Origin of the sequence: Pseudomonas sp. BIGb0278 (genome assembly GCF_024809895.1) — a bacterium.
Lineage (GTDB): Bacteria > Pseudomonadota > Gammaproteobacteria > Pseudomonadales > Pseudomonadaceae > Aquipseudomonas > Aquipseudomonas shirazensis.
In genome coordinates, this window is sequence record NZ_JANUEL010000002.1 from 627,243 (window position 1) to 644,084 (window position 16,842).

The 16,842-nt window shown below is 62.4% G+C and carries 15 protein-coding genes; 5 read left to right on the forward strand and 10 right to left on the reverse strand.

Annotation, left to right across the window (positions count from 1 at the left end; all coding sequences use genetic code 11):
• Positions 1-13 precede the first annotated feature (13 nt).
• From phoB to M2396_RS11595, 3 genes are all read left to right on the forward strand, one after another.
• Positions 14-703: a phosphate regulon transcriptional regulator PhoB gene (gene phoB, locus M2396_RS11585; RefSeq protein ID WP_103435541.1), complete on the forward strand. Its 690-nt coding sequence runs from the start codon at positions 14-16 to the stop codon at positions 701-703.
• 49 nt (positions 704-752) lie between these two features.
• Entirely contained in the window at positions 753-2,063 is a 1,311-nt protein-coding gene (gene phoR, locus M2396_RS11590) for a phosphate regulon sensor histidine kinase PhoR (RefSeq protein WP_101322856.1), read from the forward strand.
• Between the two features lie 145 nt (positions 2,064-2,208).
• Entirely contained in the window at positions 2,209-3,549 is a 1,341-nt protein-coding gene (locus M2396_RS11595) for a hemolysin family protein (protein WP_101322855.1), read from the forward strand.
• A 36-nt stretch (positions 3,550-3,585) separates the two neighbouring features.
• Here M2396_RS11595 and M2396_RS11600 read toward each other — a convergent pair whose 3' ends face one another.
• The 8 genes from M2396_RS11600 to M2396_RS11635 form a co-directional block, all read right to left on the reverse strand.
• A complete protein-coding gene (locus M2396_RS11600; protein WP_259074859.1) occupies positions 3,586-4,485 on the reverse strand; it encodes a M23 family metallopeptidase in 900 nt (299 codons plus the stop codon).
• A 126-nt stretch (positions 4,486-4,611) separates the two neighbouring features.
• Positions 4,612-5,511, reverse strand: coding sequence for a response regulator (locus M2396_RS11605; protein ID WP_259074861.1), 900 nt, complete (start codon positions 5,509-5,511; stop codon positions 4,612-4,614).
• Positions 5,512-5,675: 164 nt separating this feature from the next.
• On the reverse strand, positions 5,676-6,446 hold the full coding sequence (phoU, locus tag M2396_RS11610; protein ID WP_103435538.1) for a phosphate signaling complex protein PhoU: 771 nt from the start codon (positions 6,444-6,446) through the stop codon (positions 5,676-5,678).
• Positions 6,447-6,526: 80 nt separating this feature from the next.
• Positions 6,527-7,360: a phosphate ABC transporter ATP-binding protein PstB gene (pstB, locus tag M2396_RS11615; protein WP_101322851.1), complete on the reverse strand. Its 834-nt coding sequence runs from the start codon at positions 7,358-7,360 to the stop codon at positions 6,527-6,529.
• Between the two features lie 99 nt (positions 7,361-7,459).
• The gene (gene pstA, locus M2396_RS11620) at positions 7,460-9,130 is read right to left on the reverse strand and encodes a phosphate ABC transporter permease PstA (protein ID WP_101322850.1); all 1,671 of its coding nucleotides are present in this window, start codon (positions 9,128-9,130) and stop codon (positions 7,460-7,462) included.
• A gap of 17 nt (positions 9,131-9,147) precedes the next feature.
• Positions 9,148-11,436, reverse strand: coding sequence for an ABC transporter permease subunit (locus M2396_RS11625; RefSeq protein WP_259074865.1), 2,289 nt, complete (start codon positions 11,434-11,436; stop codon positions 9,148-9,150).
• A gap of 137 nt (positions 11,437-11,573) precedes the next feature.
• On the reverse strand, positions 11,574-12,572 hold the full coding sequence (locus M2396_RS11630; RefSeq protein ID WP_150573458.1) for a phosphate ABC transporter substrate-binding protein PstS: 999 nt from the start codon (positions 12,570-12,572) through the stop codon (positions 11,574-11,576).
• A 161-nt stretch (positions 12,573-12,733) separates the two neighbouring features.
• Entirely contained in the window at positions 12,734-14,023 is a 1,290-nt protein-coding gene (locus M2396_RS11635) for an MFS transporter (protein ID WP_150570346.1), read from the reverse strand.
• A gap of 353 nt (positions 14,024-14,376) precedes the next feature.
• On the opposite strand from M2396_RS11635, the gene M2396_RS11640 reads away from it, so the two are divergent.
• Positions 14,377-14,775 (forward strand): acyl-CoA thioesterase, encoded by a 399-nt coding sequence (locus M2396_RS11640; protein ID WP_101322846.1) that lies wholly within the window; start codon positions 14,377-14,379, stop codon positions 14,773-14,775.
• A gap of 70 nt (positions 14,776-14,845) precedes the next feature.
• Positions 14,846-15,745, forward strand: a complete 900-nt coding sequence (locus tag M2396_RS11645; RefSeq protein ID WP_259074867.1) for a D-hexose-6-phosphate mutarotase — start codon at positions 14,846-14,848, stop codon at positions 15,743-15,745.
• A gap of 171 nt (positions 15,746-15,916) precedes the next feature.
• On the opposite strand, the gene M2396_RS11650 is transcribed toward M2396_RS11645, so the two are convergent.
• Together M2396_RS11650 and M2396_RS11655 are read right to left on the reverse strand one after the other, a co-directional pair.
• Positions 15,917-16,450: a DUF3299 domain-containing protein gene (locus M2396_RS11650; RefSeq protein ID WP_181088500.1), complete on the reverse strand. Its 534-nt coding sequence runs from the start codon at positions 16,448-16,450 to the stop codon at positions 15,917-15,919.
• A 49-nt stretch (positions 16,451-16,499) separates the two neighbouring features.
• Positions 16,500-16,745 (reverse strand): GlsB/YeaQ/YmgE family stress response membrane protein, encoded by a 246-nt coding sequence (locus M2396_RS11655; protein ID WP_101322843.1) that lies wholly within the window; start codon positions 16,743-16,745, stop codon positions 16,500-16,502.
• Positions 16,746-16,842 lie beyond the last annotated feature (97 nt).

The window sequence follows — 16,842 nt, forward strand, 5'->3', positions numbered from 1 at the left end:
AGAGGTTGAGAGCATGGTTGGCAGGAACATTCTGATCGTCGACGACGAAGCGCCCATTCGCGAGATGATCGCCGTTGCGTTGGAAATGGCCGGCTATGACTGCCTCGAGGCGGAGAACTCGCAGCAGGCCCACGCCATTATCGTCGACCGCAAGCCGGACCTGATCCTGCTCGACTGGATGCTCCCGGGCACCTCGGGCATCGAGCTGGCACGCCGCCTCAAGCGTGATGAACTGACCGGCGACATCCCGATCATCATGCTCACCGCCAAGGGCGAAGAGGACAACAAGATCCAGGGCCTGGAAGTCGGCGCCGACGACTACATCACCAAACCGTTCTCGCCGCGGGAACTGGTCGCCAGGCTGAAAGCCGTGCTGCGCCGCACCGGCCCGAGCGACAGCGAGTCGCCAATCGAGATCGGCGGTCTGCTGCTCGACCCGATCAGCCACCGCGTCACCATCGACGGCAAGCCAGCCGAGATGGGCCCAACCGAATATCGCCTGCTGCAGTTCTTCATGACCCACCAGGAGCGCGCCTACACCCGTGGCCAGTTGCTCGATCAGGTCTGGGGCGGCAACGTCTACGTCGAAGAGCGTACCGTCGATGTGCACATCCGCCGCCTGCGCAAGGCGCTGGGTGAGGCCTACGAAAATCTGGTACAAACCGTGCGCGGCACTGGCTATCGTTTCTCGACCAAAAGCTGAGCGACGCCTGCGCAGCTGGCTGCACACTGTTGTACAAGGACCGTAACAATTGAACCAGAACTGGCATGCGACCCTGATTCGCCACCTGCTGCTGTTGATCACCGTCTGCATCATTGGCGGCCTGGTCAGCGGCTACTATGGCTGGAGCTTTGCCATCGGCCTGGCGCTGTACCTGGGCTGGACCCTCAAGCAGTTGCTGCGCCTGCACGACTGGCTGCGCAACCATCAACCCGACGAAGCACCACCCGACGGCTACGGCCTGTGGGGCGAGGTGTTCGACAGCATCTACCACCTGCAACGCCGCGATCAGCGCGTGCGCGGGCGCTTGCAGGCAGTGATCGACCGAGTCCAGGAGTCAACAGCTGCCCTGCGTGACGCGGTGATCATGCTCGACAGCGACGGCAATCTGGAATGGTGGAACCGCGCAGCGGAAACCCTGCTCGGCTTCAAGACCCCGCAGGATGGCGGCCAGCAGGTAACCAACCTGGTCCGCCACCCACGCTTCAAAGAATACTTCGAAGCAGAAAACTACCTTGAGCCGCTGGAAATCCCCTCGCCGATCAACGACCGCATGCGGGTGCAGCTGCACATCACCCGCTATGGCAACAACGAGCACCTGATGCTGGTGCGCGACGTCACCCGCATTCACCTGCTCGAGCAGATGCGCAAAGACTTCGTCGCCAACGTCTCGCATGAACTGCGCACGCCGTTGACGGTGATCAGCGGCTATCTGGAAACCCTCTTGGATAACGTCGAAGACGTCAATCCACGCTGGACCCGCGCCCTGCAGCAGATGAGCCAGCAAGGGTCGCGCATGCAGACGCTGCTCAACGACCTGCTGTTGCTGGCCAAGCTCGAAGCCACCGACTACCCCTCGGACAACCAGCCCGTGGCAGTCGATGCGTTGCTCACCGCGATCAAGGCCGATGCCCAGGCGCTGTCTGGCCCGCGCCAGCAGAACATCAGCCTCGAGGCCAGCCCTGGGGTCTACCTCAAGGGCAGCGAGTCGGAGCTGCGCAGTGCGTTCTCCAATCTGGTGTTCAACGCCGTCAAGTACACCCAGGACGGCGGCAACATCCGCATCCGCTGGTGGGCCGATGAACAGGGCGCGCACCTGTCGGTGCAGGACTCGGGGATGGGGATCGAGGCCAAGCACCTGCCGCGCCTGACCGAACGCTTCTACCGGGTGGACTCCAGCCGCAACTCCCACACCGGCGGCACCGGCCTGGGCCTGGCGATCGTCAAGCACGTGCTGCTGCGCCACCGCGCGCGGCTGGAGATCAGCAGCGTGCCCGGCCACGGCAGCACCTTTACCTGCCATTTTGCCGCTGTGCAGATGGATATCGGCAAGGGCAGATAGCCACAGCGGGTGGCTGGCACTGACCGACGCCGCCCTGCCCCCCCTTTGCTTTTGCCGCCTCAGCCGCTACATTGGCTGTCCTGCGCCGGCACAGCTGGCGGCTTTTTATCATCATTTTCGCAGACGGACCCCGTAAAACCCCATCATGGACCCTTCCCCTGGTATCAGCGTCACCTCCCTGTTTGCCGACTTCGGCATGATTCTTTTTGCACTGTTCCTGGTCTTGCTCAACGGCTTCTTCGTTGCCGCCGAGTTCGCCATGGTCAAACTGCGCTCGACCCGGGTCGATTCGATCGCCGAGCTGCACGGCTGGCGCGGCAGCATTCTGCGCAAGGTGCACAACCAGCTCGATGCCTACCTGTCTGCCTGTCAGCTGGGTATCACCCTCGCCTCGCTGGGCCTGGGCTGGGTCGGTGAGCCGGCCTTCGCCCACCTGCTCGAGCCGTTGCTGGCGTACTTTGGCGTCGACTCGCCGGAGCTGATCAAGGGCGTGTCGTTCTTCATCGCCTTCTTCGTTATCTCGTACCTGCACATCGTTGTCGGTGAGCTGGCGCCCAAGTCGTGGGCGATCCGCAAACCCGAGCTGTTGTCGCTGTGGACGGCGGTGCCGCTGTACCTGTTCTACTGGGCCATGTACCCGGCCATCTACCTGCTCAACGCCAGCGCCAACGCCATCCTGCGGGTGGCTGGCCAGGGCGAGCCGGGGCCGCACCATGAGCACCATTACAGCCGCGAAGAGCTCAAGCTGATCCTGCACTCCAGCCGTGGCCAGGACCCGAGTGATCAGGGCATGCGCGTACTGGCGTCGGCGGTCGAGATGGGCGAGCTGGAGGTGGTCGACTGGGCCAACTCGCGCGAGGACATGATCAGCCTCGACGCCAAGGCGCCGCTCAAGGAAATCCTGGCGATGTTCCGCCGGCACAAATTCAGCCGCTACCCGGTGTACGATGCCGAGCGTGAGGAATTCACCGGTTTGCTGCACATCAAGGACCTGTTGCTGGAGCTGGCCGACCTCGACCATATCCCCGGCAGCGTCGACCTGGACGACCTGACCCGGCCACTCGAGCGGGTGTCCCGGCACATGCCGCTGTCGCAGCTGCTCGAGCAATTCCGCAAGGGCGGCGCGCACTTTGTGCTGGTTGAAGAAGCCGATGGCAAGGTGATCGGCTACCTGACCATGGAAGACGTGCTGGAAGTGCTGGTCGGTGATATTCAGGACGAGCACCGCAAGACCGAGCGCGGCATCCTCGCCTACCAGCCAGGCAAGCTGCTGGTGCGCGGCGATACTCCGCTGTTCAAGGTCGAGCGGCTGCTGGGCGTTGACCTTGACCACATCGAGGCCGAAACCCTTGCAGGGCTGGTCTACGAGACGCTGAATCGGGTGCCTGAAGAAGAGGAACTGCTCGAAGTCGAAGGCCTGCGCATCATCATCAAGAAGATGAAAGGGCCCAAGATCGTTCTGGCCAAGGTGCTCAAGCTGGAATAACCAGCACATCTTTGGGGCTGCTGCGCAGCCCCAATTTCACGGATTGCCCGCCGTGAAATTAGGCAACCCGCCAAGGGGTCGGTCGAACTGATAGGGGATCGACTCCAGTGCCAAACCGACATTGCGCTGCACCACAAAGTGTAGATGCGGCCCGGTGCTGTTGCCGGTATTGCCCGACTTGGCCAGCGCATCCCCTACGCTGACCCGCTGCCCCTCGCCGACCACCACCGAGCCCTGCATCAGGTGCAGGTAGACGCCCATGGTGCCATCGCTATGAAGAATGCGCACAAAGTTGCCTGAGGCATTGGTACCGCGGCCGTTCTGGCTGTTCTCGGTCTTGATCACCACCCCGCCGCGCGCAGCGACGATCGGTGTGCCTTCAGGCATGGCGATGTCCATCGCATAGCGGCCCTTGGCGCCGAAGTGGCTGTAGCGCCCGTTCGGCCCCTGACTCAAACGAAACGGCCCGCCACGCCAGGGGAACGGGTAGCGAAATGCCTGCGGCCGCTGCAGCGGGCTGCCGAGGGCGTAGTCGAGTTTGCTTTGATAACCCAGTTGCTTGCCGGGCTGGGCCATGACCACGCTGAGCAACTGGGTCGAGCGTGCTGGCAGCACCTTGCGCACGATCCGCGGCGCGTTGCCCCCCTGAGCATTGCTCAGCCCTTGCAGCCGCAACTCGACCTCGACCGGCGCGAACAGCTCGTTGTGCGCGCTGAAGCGCATCCCGCCGGTAATCACCTCGCTGTACAGCCGCACCTGGCCGTCGAGGCGCTCGACGATCGGCTCGCGAAAGATCACATAGACCTTGGCGCCTTCGCTGTCGTGATCGGAGTACGACACAACACCGTAGGCATCAGTGGTTCGATACAACGTCATGGCCACACTCGACGCCGAAGCCGTGAGCAAGGCACAGAACAGCAGCAGGCGGCTGGGCATGGATGGTGGCTTTATGACAGTTGGGTTCTGTCGAAGCCTAGCAGGCGGATTGCCATTGGGTATGGCAGTTGGTCGGCGCAGCCGCGGCCCGTGCTGACAGGGGCCGCGGCTGCGTCGGACAGCGCCTCACGCGCCGGGAGTGAAGTGCTTCTGAGTAGTGCCGCGGGCAATCAAGCGCGACAGGTAGTCGAGCTTCTGCGCGTCTTGGTCGACAAACTTGAAGGTCAGCTGCAGCCAGTCGCTGTCCGGCTTCGGCTCCATCGCCGCCACTGCATGCAGATAGCCGTTCAGACGCGCGACTTCAGCGTTGTCACCCTGCTCAAGGTCGAGCACCGCGCCTTCAAGCACCTGCGGCAGGTTGGCGCTGCGACGCACCACCAGCAGCGCTTCCTTCAGGCTCAGGGCCTTGATCACACAGGCTTGCGCGCCGCTGGCGAGGCGCAATTGGCCTTGGCCACGACCGGCCGGTGCGGCACTTGGCGCGGCCTTCGGTGCTGCTGCGGGGACCAGCGGCCGGGCAGCCTCGGCGGCTACCGGAGCGGCTCTGACAGCCTCCGGGCGACCACCGGTCAAGGCGCTCAGCGAGTCATTGGCAAACGCCGAATTGACCTTGGCCACGCCGCCCGAGATCAGGCTGTCGAGCTTGCCGATCTTGCTCAGGGATTTTTTCACCTTGGTCAGCAGCTGTTCGTTGGTGAACGGCTTGCCGACAAAATCGGACACCCCGGCCTGAATCGCCTGAATCACGTTTTCCTTGTCGCCACGGCTGGTCACCATGATGAACTGCAGGGCTTTCATCTCTGGCTGCTGACGGCACCAGGTGAGCAATTCCAGGCCCGACATTTCCGGCATTTCCCAGTCGCACAGGACCAGGTCGAAATGCTCCTTACCGAGCAATGCCATGGCTTTGCGGCCGTTCACTGCATCTTCGATGACCATACCCGGGAAGGCGTTGCGCAGGCACTTCTTCACCAGATCGCGAATGAACGGGGCGTCATCCACAACCAGCACATTGACTTTACTCATCGATACTCCTCTTGATCCCGACTAGCATAACGCTCACTGATGGCCATTTGCCAAGCAGCGAATCAGGTCGGGACGTCGCACACTGTTCGCGGGTGCCTGCTGGCTGCTCGACCGCAAACGAAAACGCCCGGCACTGGGCCGGGCGTTGAGGCTCGGGAGCAATCCTATTTATCGTCCGATTCAGCCAAAACATTAGCGATTTCAGCCTCGCGGCCTGCGGTGCCTTCGACCTCGGCTTTCATCCGCTTCAAGCCCATGTGGCGCACGTCGGTGCCGCGCACCAGGTAGATCACCAGTTCGGCGATGTTGCGCGCGTGGTCGCCGATCCGCTCCAGCGAACGCAATGCCCAGATCACGCTGAGTACCCGCGAGATCGAGCGTGGGTCTTCCATCATGTAGGTGACCAGCTCGCGCAGCGCAGTCTTGTATTCGCGGTCGATGGTCTTGTCGTACTGCGCTACCGACAGCGCCAGCTCGGCGTCGAAGCGGGCAAATGCGTCCAGTGCGTCGCGGACCATGTTGCGCACCTGGTCGCCGATGTGGCGCACTTCGACGTAACCACGCGGCGACTCGCCTTCTTCACACAGCTGGATGGCGCGGCGAGCGATCTTGGTCGACTCGTCGCCGATGCGCTCAAGGTCGATTACCGATTTGGAAATGCTGATGATCAGGCGCAGGTCAGAAGCCGCCGGCTGTCGACGGGCCAGAATGCGCACGCATTCTTCGTCGATGTTGCGCTCCATCTGGTTGATCTGCTCATCGACTTCGCGCACTTGCTGGGCCAGGCCCGAGTCAGCCTCGATCAGCGCGGTGACCGCATCGTTGACCTGCTTCTCGACCAGCCCGCCCATGGCCAGCAGGTGGCTGCGCACTTCTTCGAGCTCGGCATTGAACTGCTGGGAGATGTGATGGGTAAGGCTTTCTTTGTTGATCATGCGTTCGCTCCGCGCAGAAGCCAGCTGCTGCAAGCTTCAAGGTATTCGGGTCGGTGACGGCGTGAAGCCGGCAGCGGCTACTAGCCGTAACGACCGGTGATGTAGTCTTCGGTCTGCTTCTTGGCCGGGTTGGTGAACAGCGTATCGGTGTCCCCATACTCGATCAGTTTGCCCATGTACATGAACGCGGTGTAGTCGGAAACGCGCGCCGCCTGCTGCATGTTGTGGGTGACGATGACGATGGTGTACTTGGATTTCAACTCGTAGATCAGTTCTTCGACCTTGAGCGTGGAAATCGGGTCGAGCGCCGAGCACGGCTCATCGAGCAGCAGCACTTCTGGCTCGACGGCAATCGTGCGGGCAATCACCAGACGTTGCTGCTGACCACCGGACAGGCCCAGAGCCGACTCGTGCAGGCGGTCTTTGACCTCATCCCACAAGGCCGCGCCGCGTAGCGCCCATTCGACCGCTTCGTCGAGGGTGCGCTTCTTGTTGATGCCCTGGATGCGCAGGCCGTAGACCACGTTCTCATAGATAGTCTTGGGGAATGGGTTGGGCTTCTGAAACACCATGCCGACCCGACGACGCAGCTCGGCTACGTCTTCGCCCTTGCGGTAGATGTTGGTGCCGTAGAGGTTGATTTCGCCTTCTACGCGGCAACCGTCAACCAGGTCGTTCATCCGGTTGAAAGTGCGCAGCAAGGTCGACTTGCCGCAGCCGGACGGGCCGATGAAGGCGGTCACGCGCTGCTTGGGGATATTCAGGCTGACGTCGAACAGCGCCTGCTTGTCGCCGTAGTACAGGGACAGGCCAGGCACCTCGATGGCCACAGCTTCTTCAGCCAGGCGCAGGCTCTGCTTGTTGCGACCCAGGGCCGACATGTCGATGCCATGAGCTTGAGTTTCATGTTGCATGGTTTCACTCCGTTTGTAGCTGCCGGCTTCGAGCTGCAAGCTGCGGTCTGGGCAAAAGCGCCTGGCTGCTGAGCCCGGCGCTTGTGGCGTGAAGCTGAATCAGTGGTCGAGCGCCTTGTACTTCTCGCGCAGGTGGTTACGCATCCACACCGCCGACAGGTTGAGCGTGGCAATCACCAGCACCAGCAGCAACGCGGTGGCGTACACCAGCGGCCGCGCGGCTTCGACGTTGGGGCTCTGGAAGCCGACGTCGTAGATGTGGAAGCCCAGGTGCATGATCTTCTGATCAAGGTGCAGATAAGGGTAGTTGCCGTTGACCGGCAGCGTCGGCGCCAGCTTGACCACCCCCACCAGCATCAGCGGCGCGACTTCGCCAGCGGCGCGGGCGACGGCGAGGATCATGCCGGTCATCATCGCCGGGCTGGCCATCGGCAGCACGATCTTCCACAGCGTCTCGGATTTGGTAGCACCGAGCGCCAGCGAGCCTTCGCGCAGGGTCCGCGGGATTCGCGCCAGGCCTTCTTCAGTGGCCACGATCACTACCGGCACGGCCAGCAACGCCAGGGTCAGCGATGCCCAGAGCAGGCCCGGGGTACCCAAGGTCGGCGCTGGCAACGCTTCCGGGAAGAACAGCCGGTCGATCGAGCCGCCCAGCACGTAGACAAAGAAGCCCAGGCCAAACACGCCGTAGACGATCGCGGGGACGCCGGCGAGGTTGTTCACGGCGATGCGGATCAGCCGGGTGACCGGGCCCTGCCGGGCGTATTCACGCAGATAGACCGCCGCGAGCACACCGAACGGGGTGACGATGATGGCCATGATCAGGGTCATCATCACCGTGCCGAAGATGGCCGGGAAGATCCCGCCCTCGGTGTTTGCCTCACGCGGGTCGTCGCTGAGGAATTCCCACACTTTGGCGAAATAGGTGCCCAGCTTGGTAACGATGCCCATGCCATTCGGCTGATAGGCATGCACGACCTTGTCGAGGTTGATCTCCAGCTCGCGGCCATTGCCATCGCGCACCACCAGGCTGTCCCGGCTGAAATCGCGGTGCAGCGCGCCGAGGCGTTCTTCGATGGCCTTGTAGCGGCTGTTCAGCTCGGCACGCTCGGACTCAAGGTCTGCCTGCGCGGTGGCGTCCAGCTTGCCCGCCAGCTCCAGCTTGCGGCTCTGCAGGCGCAGGCGTTCAAGGCCATGGTTGATGGCACCGATGTCTTTCTTCTCAAGGTCTTGAAGCTCGCCGGCAAGTTCGCTCGCGCGTTTCAGGCGGGCTTGCAGTTCGCCCCAGGCCGCATCGCCCTGGGCCACTACCTGGCCGTCCTGCTTGACGCTGACCAGGTAGCCATAGAAGTTGCCCCACTCGCGGCGCTCCAAGGCGATCAAGTCCGCCGGGGCGGTCTGATCGACCAGCCAGTCGCCGACCACCCAGGTGAAGTCGCTGCCATTGATGTCGCGGTTGCCGACCTTGATCAGCTCCCGAGTCATGAATTCCGGGCCGTTGTCCGGCACTGGCAGGCCAGCGCCCTTGAGCCGCGCCAGGGGTACCTGTTCCTGCTGCACTACTTCGCCGACGACGATGTGCTCGGCCTGCCCTGGCACCTTGTAGGTGGCCTGGATCACGTCGGCCGGCCAGAAGTGGCCAAGGCCGCGCACGGCGATCACCGCCAGCAGGCCAACGGTCATGATCACGGCGATGGCGACGGCGCCACCGCTGATCCAAACGCCGGGAGCGCCGCTCTTGAACCAGCCTTTGAGGGAATCCTTTTTCACGGATCTCTACCTTTCTATCAAAGCGACGAGTATTTCTTGCGCAGACGCTGACGAATCAGCTCGGCCAGGGTGTTCATCACAAAGGTGAACATCAGCAGCACCAGCGCGGCGAGGAACAGTACCCGGTAGTGGCTGCCGCCGACTTCCGACTCCGGCATCTCCACCGCGACGTTGGCCGCGAGGGTGCGCATGCCTTCGAACAGGTTCATCTCCATCACCGGCGTGTTGCCGGTGGCCATCAGCACGATCATGGTTTCGCCGACTGCGCGGCCCATGCCGATCATCAGCGCCGAGAAAATCCCCGGGCTGGCCGTCAGAATCACCACTCGGGTGAGGGTCTGCCAGGGCGTTGCGCCCAGCGCCAGCGAACCCAGGGTCAGGCTGCGCGGCACGCTGAACACGGCGTCTTCGGCGATCGAGTAGATGTTCGGGATGACCGCAAAGCCCATGGCGATACCGACCACCAGGGCGTTGCGCTGGTCGTAGGTGATGCCCAGGTCATTGCTGATCCACAGGCGCATGTCGCCGCCGAAGAACCAGCTCTCAAGGAACGGGCTCATGGACAGCGACAGCCAGCCAGTGAAGAGGATCACCGGCAGCAGGATCGCGGCTTCCCAGCCGTCCGGCACGCGCAGGCGGATCGACTCAGGCAGGCGGCTCCAGCCAAAGCCGGCCAGAAGAATACCCAATGGCATCAGCAGGAACAGGCTGAACACGCCCGGCAAGTGCGCTTCCAGGTACGGCGCGAGGAACAGACCGGCGAAGAAGCCGAGAATCACCGTCGGCATCGCCTCCATCAACTCAATCACCGGCTTGACCTTGCGGCGCATGCCCGGAGCCATGAAGTAGGCGGTGTAGATCGCAGCAGCGATGGCCAGCGGTGCCGCCAGAATCATCGCGTAGAAGGCTGCCTTGAGGGTGCCGAAGGTCAGTGGCGACAGGCTCAGCTTGGGCTCGAAGTCAGTGTTCGAGGCAGTCGACTGCCAGACGTACTTCGGCTCCTCGTAGTTCTCGTACCAGACCTTGCCCCACAGCGCGCTCCAGGACACTTCCGGGTGCGGGTTCTTCAGGCTCAACGGCAGCAGTTTGCCGCCTTGCTCGATGATGATGCGGTTGGCCCGCGGCGACAGGGCCAGAATGCCTGCGCCATCGGCAACTGGCTCGACCAGCAAGGTGCGGTGCGCGGTGCTGTGGAACACGCCCAGCTGGCCGGCGCTGTCCAGAGCAATGAAGCCCTTGCGGCGCTCTTCGGCGTCGATCTGCACCACCGGCGCGGTACCGAGCTGGAAGCTGCGGATCAGTTTGAAGCGCGACTCGCCATCCGGGTCGCGGGCCATGAACCACTGGCTCAGGCCACCCTTGGAATCACCAAAGATCAGCGAGATACCGCCCACCAGCTGGGTGCTCGCGGTGATTTCCGCCTGGCCGTCTTCGAGCAGCTTGTAGCGACCGTTGAGATTCTTGTCGCGCAGGCTGAACACATCGGCCTGGGCGCGACCGTTGACCACATACAGCCACTGCTGACGCGGGTCGACATAGATTGCTTTGACCGTTTCGGTCATCTGCGGCAGGTCGATGCTGGTCTGCTCGCTGCTGACCTCGCCGGTCATCATGTTTTCTTCGCGGGTCAGCTGGCTGACCAGCAACTGCGAGCCGTGCGAGCCGGCCAGGATCAGCGACTCACCATTGAGGCTGACGTTGACATGTTCCAGCGCGCGGCCTGCGCTATCGAGCACGAATGGCGTCTCGCCGTAAGGGAAGTCGATGCCCGGGTTGATGGTCTTCTTGTTGTCCGGGTAGGTGACCTTGTAGGTGTGACTGAACACCAGTGCCTGACCGTTGGACAGACCCAGCACGATCAGCGGGCTGCCCGGTTGATCAGCGCTGATCGAGGTCACGTGCGCACCGGCCGGGACTGGCAGGTCAACACGTTTCAGCTCGGCACCGGTCTTGCTGTCGAAGAACAACGCCTGACCTTGGTCGGACACGCGCAGGCCAACCAGGTTTTGTTCTTCAAGCGCGATCAACAGCGGCTTGCCGGCATCCTGCTGCAGCCAGGTGGGCTGCAACGCCTGCTTGCGGGTCAGCTCGGCGCCCTGGAACAGCGGCAGCACCACGTAAGCCAGATAGAAGAAGATCAAGGTGATTGCCGCAAGCACGGCAAGCCCGCCCACCAGTACATACCAGCGGGTCAGGCGATCTTTGAGGGCGCGCATGCGGCGCTTGCGTTGCAACTCGGGCGTATTGAAGTCAATGCGCACCGGCGGAGCCTTGTCGCTCATGGTGGAGTTGGCCAGATCATTCATGCGCACACCCTAGCGGTCCCATATTACAAAAACATGACAGTGCGTTGACGCAACAAAGCCCGCCGCACAGTAAGCCTGGCGCCGGACCGAAAATAGCTGACAGGGCCGGCCCGCAGGCCAACCCCGTCCAGTGTTACTTAATGCTTGGCAACGTTGCCGGCATGCGACAGGCCCAGATCAGCCAGCGCCTTGGCAGCTACCTTGGCCGGCAGCGGGATGTAGCCATCTTTTACTACAACCTGCTGGCCTGCTTGCGACAGCACCAGCTTGATGAACTCGGCGTCGAGCGGAGCCAGCGGCTTGTTCGGCGCCTTGTTGACATAGACGTAGAGGAAGCGCGACAGCGGGTACTTACCGTTGAGGGCGTTCTCTTCGTTGTCTTCGATGAACTCGCCACCTTCTTTCTTGGCCAGCGGCACGGTCTTGACGCTGGCAGTCTTGTAGCCGATGCCCGAGTAGCCAATGCCGTTCAGCGAGCTGCTGATCGACTGTACCACCGAAGCCGAACCAGGCTGCTCATTGACGTTAGGCTTGAAGTCGCCTTTGCACAGGGCTTCTTCCTTGAAGTAGCCGTAGGTGCCGGATACCGAGTTGCGACCGAACAGCTGCACCGGCTTGTTGGCCAGGTCGCCGGTCACACCGAGGTCACCCCAGGTTTTCACGTCGGCCTTGGCACCGCACAGGCGCGTCGACGAGAACACCGCATCGACCTGCGCCATGGTCAGGCCCTTGATCGGGTTGTCCTTGTGCACGAAGACTGCCAGGGCGTCGACCGCGACCGGGATAGCAGTTGGCTTGTAGCCGTACTTCTGCTCGAAGGCCTGCAGCTCGACGTCCTTCATCTTGCGGCTCATCGGGCCGAGGTTGGCGGTGCCTTCGGTCAGCGCGGGTGGCGCAGTCGAGGAGCCGGCAGCCTGAATCTGGATGTTTACGTTGGGGTATTCCTTCTTGTAGGCCTCGGCCCACAGAGTCATCAGGTTCGCCAAAGTATCGGAACCGACGCTGGAGAGGTTGCCCGATACACCGGTGGTCTTGGTGTAAGTCGGGATCGCTGGGTCGACAGCGGCCACCGCGTTGGCGGTTGCAACGCCAGCGGCGACGAACGTGAGGGCCGCCATCAAACGCTTCAGTTTCATGCCTTGCTCCTAGCAGGAATAGGGGGTGTGCTGGATGGAACGGGCCCCAGTATCTGCAGGGCGCATGAACACTCTATGACTTCAATGTGACAATTGGATGAAAGGCCATCATCGCACCCGCGAGATGGCCTTTCACTTTTGCTCGAGTTGAAACGCCTTTGTCAGCGTTTTTTCGCCAGCAGATACAAGCCCACCAGCAGGCCGACCGTGCACAGCACCGCCACGTAGTAAGCCGGCGCCATCGGGCTGATCTTCAACAGGCCGGTCACCGCCATCGGCGTCAGCCCGCCGAAGATCGCATAGGCGACATTGTAGGAGAACGACAAGCCGCTGAAGCGCACCGCCGCTGGAAACGCCTTGACCATCACATACGGCACCGCGCCAATCACGCCCACGCACAGACCGGTGACCGCATACAGCGGGAACAGCAGCTCGGGGTGGTTGGGCAGGCTGTGGTAGAAGCTCCACGAGCTGGCCAGCAGCGCCAGGCTGCCGATCACCAACACACGCCCGGCACCGAAGCGGTCGGCCAGGCTACCGGCGGCAATGCAACCCAGGCTGAGCAGGACGATGGCCACGCTGTTGGCCTTGAGCGAATCCAGCGCGCTGACCTGGTACAGCGTCTGCAGCAGCGCCGGGGTCATCAGGATGACGACCACGATGCCTGCCGACAGCAGCCAGGTCAGCAGCATCGACAGCACGATCGCGCCACGGTGGTCACGCAGCACTGCCCGCAGCGGCAGCTCTTCGGCGAGGGCCTTGCGTTGCTGCATCTCGGCGAACACCGGGGTTTCGTGCAGCCAGCGGCGCAGGTACACCGAGAACAGGCCGAATACACCGCCGACCAGGAACGGGATGCGCCAGGCGTAATCGGCCACTTCCACCGGGGTGTAGACGGTGTTGATCAGGGTTGCCACCAGCGAGCCGAGCAAGATGCCCGCGGTCAGCCCGGCGGTCAGGGTGCCGCAAGCGTAGCCGGTATTGCGCGCCGGCACGTGCTCGGAGACGAACACCCAGGCGCCGGGCACTTCCCCGCCAATCGCCGCGCCCTGGATCACCCGCATCAGCAGCAACAGGATCGGCGCCCACAGGCCGATCTGCGCGTAGGTCGGCAGCAGGCCCATGATCAGCGTCGGCAGAGCCATCATGAAGATGCTCAGGGTGAACATCTTCTTGCGCCCGAGCAGGTCACCGAAGTGCGCCATGATGATGCCGCCCAAGGGCCGGGCCAGGTAACCCGCGGCAAAGATGCCGAAGGTCTGCATCAGACGCAGCCATTCGGGCATGTCCGGCGGAAAGAACAGCTTGCCGACCACGGTGGCAAAGAACACGAAGATGATGAAATCGTAGAACTCCAGCGCCCCGCCCAGGGCGGACAGCGAGAGCGTCTTGTAGTCACTGCGGGTCAGCGGCCGCGAAGGCTGCTCGATACTGCTCGGCACGGAGGTCATCGGAGGTCTCTTGTAGGACGTGCAGGCCGCTTGTAACGCGGCTTCTGGATAGTTGAGGGAGGAAGATAACAAATTGCCTGCCGGCGCTCATAGCGGCAGAAAAACTCTCTCGATATTCATCAATGCATGGTCGTGCCTGGCGGCAGGCGTCTATATACTGCCCATTCGAATGAAAAGAATGCTCCCGTTGTGGGATGTTGTGCGAAAACGCCGGTCATTATGCTCAGGCGGTTTCGCAGAGTTTCCCTGCGGCCGCCCTCCAAAACGAAATCAGCGTAGTATGAGCTGATCGTTTTCACGGCGACCTTGATTGCGCCAACCAACGAAGCGTCACGGGTCAGAGGCCCCACGGCATGATTGAGCTCGAACAAGAAGATCCTATTCCGCAAGGCGATTTGGCTCTGCAGATCACCGCGTTGCCCCGCGAAACCAATGGCTTTGGCGATATCTTCGGCGGCTGGCTGGTCGCGCAGATGGACCTCGCCGGTACCGCCATGGCCAGCCGCGTTGCCGGTGGCCGGGTGGCAACCGTAGCTATCGACCGCATGGCCTTTCTGGTCCCGGTGGCGGTTGGCGCGCAACTGTCGTTCTACACCCAAACGGTGGAAATCGGCCGCAGCTCGATCCAGATGATGGTCGAAGTGTGGAGCGACGACCCGCTGTCCAGCGAATGGCGCAAGGTCACCGAGGCGGTGTTCGTGTTCGTCGCCATCGATGGCAGTGGCCGCACCCGCTCGGTCCCTCGTCGCTGAGCCACGCCGGGGTTAAACTCGTTGCACAGCACAGGGTCGAAAACCCAGGTGCAAACAACGAGATGAGCATATGGCTAACTTTCAGGTCGAAACCGAAACCCACGGCGAGCTTGCTTGCTGGCGCGTCAGCTGCCCGCAGGCGGAACTGCTGATTGCTCAGCAAGGCGCGCAGATTCTCAGCTACCAGCGCATCGGCCAACCGCCGCTGCTGTGGTTGAGTGAACAAGCGCTGTTTCGTCAGGGCAAATCGGTGCGTGCCGGGGTTCCGGTATGCTGGCCGTGGTTTGGCAACCTGCAACGTAACCCACAGCCTGTTCAAAAAATGTACAGCGGCACAGACGCCCCGGCTCATGGGCTGGTGCGTGGCCGGGACTGGCAGTTGCTGGGCATCGAGCAGGTTGGCGAAACGGTCCAGATCCAATTCTCGCTGCCTGAGGCTGCCAACGGCGAACTGCCGGGGTGGCCGCACAAGGTCGAGCTCAAGCTGCTGATCGAAGTTGGCGCGCAGCTCAGTGTCACCCTCACCAGTCACAACCTCGGGGATGACAGCGTCACCATCAGCCAGGCCTTGCACAGCTACTTTGCCGTAAGCGATGTGCGCCAGGCGCAGGTCGAGGGTGTTGCAGGGCTGAGCTACATCGAAACCCTGGCTGACTGGGAGCAGCGCACGCAGCAGGGCGCGCTGGCGTTCAACGGCGAAACCGACCGCATCTACCTCGATAGCCCTGAGCAGCTAAGCATTGTCGACCCGCACTGGCAGCGACGGATTAGCCTGACCAGCAGCGGCTCGCGCTCGGCGGTGATCTGGAACCCCTGGACCGACCGCGCCCGCGAATTGCCGGACATGGCAGACGATGGCTGGCAGCGCATGCTGTGCATCGAGACGGCGAATGTCTGGGATGACGTTGTCGAGCTCAAGCCTGGTGAGCACAATGTCTTGAGCGTTCAGATCGCCAGCGAAACGCTCTGATCTGCTGGCCCCGGTGAGGGCTGCGCCCTCATTTCGCGACACAAGGCCCCTCCTACAAGGGACCGCGTTGCCAGGTAATGCGCGATCCCTGTAGGAGCGGCCTTGTGTCGCGAAAGGGCTGCGAAGCGGCCCCAAAATTCTGCGGTGCTGCAAATATCCTGGTGGCCTACATCACAGGTCCGCATCTTCCACGACCCGCACCTGCTTGGCCTCCAACGCATAGGCAGCATCCGCCAGATCATTGCTGACCTTCTCCACCTGCAGACGCCCGCTGACCCACAGCGGTGTGTAGATATCGTCGATCTTTAGACCTTTCGGATAGCGCACCAGCACCAACTGATTGGGCGGTGGCGGTGGTACGTGGATGCAGGCGCCTGGATACGGCACCAGGAAGAACAACGTGCTGTTGCCCTTGGCGTCGCTTTCCAGCGGCACCGGATAACCACCGAGGCGAATCTGCTTGCCGTTCATGGCCGGCACGGTCTTGCTCGAGTACATCACTGCCGGCAAGCCTTTGCTCTGCTTGAGGCCGCCCTTGTCGGTAAAGGTACCGGTAGCTTCAGGCGAGTCGTGGTCGATTTCTGGCATCTGCTCCAGCGCCAGTTGGTCCGACTTGGGCATCAGTTCCAGCCAGTCGGTTTCGGGCAGCTCGGCATGGGCCAGGGTGCTGGCCAGCAGGAGGGGAAGGAGGAACAACGCACGCATGAGAACGCTCGGCAACTCGGGGAGAATTGCCGAGCATTCTACCGTGCAATCAGCGTTTCTTGATCATGCCGTAAATCACCAGCAGGACCACGGCGCCAACCAGCGCACCGAAGAAGCCTGCAGCCTGACCGGCCTGATAGATGCCCAGTGCCTGGCCGCCGTAGGTCGCCAGCAGGGAGCCTGCGATACCCAGGAGGATGGTCATGATCCAGCCCATGCTGTCGTCGCCTGGCTTGATGAAACGCGCCAGCAAGCCAACGATGAGGCCGATGAAAATGGTTCCGATGATGCCCATGGCAATCCCTCTGCATTTGAAGATGAGGCATGCCAAAGCCTAGACAGCGCTTTGGCATGTTGCCATCTCAGAGGGCAGGCAACCGGCAGAGGTTCCC

What these genes read in the sequence shown, in the direction of transcription:
- phoB (WP_103435541.1), top strand. Translation starts at nt 14, where the DNA reads ATGGTTGGCAGGAACATTCTGATCGTCGACGACGAAGCGCCCATTCGC.
- M2396_RS11595 (WP_101322855.1), top strand. Translation starts at nt 2,209, where the DNA reads ATGGACCCTTCCCCTGGTATCAGCGTCACCTCCCTGTTTGCCGACTTC.
- M2396_RS11600 (WP_259074859.1), bottom strand. Translation starts at nt 4,485, where the DNA reads ATGCCCAGCCGCCTGCTGCTGTTCTGTGCCTTGCTCACGGCTTCGGCG.
- M2396_RS11605 (WP_259074861.1), bottom strand. Translation starts at nt 5,511, where the DNA reads ATGAGTAAAGTCAATGTGCTGGTTGTGGATGACGCCCCGTTCATTCGC.
- phoU (WP_103435538.1), bottom strand. Translation starts at nt 6,446, where the DNA reads ATGATCAACAAAGAAAGCCTTACCCATCACATCTCCCAGCAGTTCAAT.
- pstB (WP_101322851.1), bottom strand. Translation starts at nt 7,360, where the DNA reads ATGCAACATGAAACTCAAGCTCATGGCATCGACATGTCGGCCCTGGGT.
- M2396_RS11625 (WP_259074865.1), bottom strand. Translation starts at nt 11,436, where the DNA reads ATGAATGATCTGGCCAACTCCACCATGAGCGACAAGGCTCCGCCGGTG.
- M2396_RS11630 (WP_150573458.1), bottom strand. Translation starts at nt 12,572, where the DNA reads ATGAAACTGAAGCGTTTGATGGCGGCCCTCACGTTCGTCGCCGCTGGC.
- M2396_RS11635 (WP_150570346.1), bottom strand. Translation starts at nt 14,023, where the DNA reads ATGACCTCCGTGCCGAGCAGTATCGAGCAGCCTTCGCGGCCGCTGACC.
- M2396_RS11640 (WP_101322846.1), top strand. Translation starts at nt 14,377, where the DNA reads ATGATTGAGCTCGAACAAGAAGATCCTATTCCGCAAGGCGATTTGGCT.
- M2396_RS11645 (WP_259074867.1), top strand. Translation starts at nt 14,846, where the DNA reads ATGGCTAACTTTCAGGTCGAAACCGAAACCCACGGCGAGCTTGCTTGC.
- M2396_RS11650 (WP_181088500.1), bottom strand. Translation starts at nt 16,450, where the DNA reads ATGCGTGCGTTGTTCCTCCTTCCCCTCCTGCTGGCCAGCACCCTGGCC.
- M2396_RS11655 (WP_101322843.1), bottom strand. Translation starts at nt 16,745, where the DNA reads ATGGGCATCATCGGAACCATTTTCATCGGCCTCATCGTTGGCTTGCTG.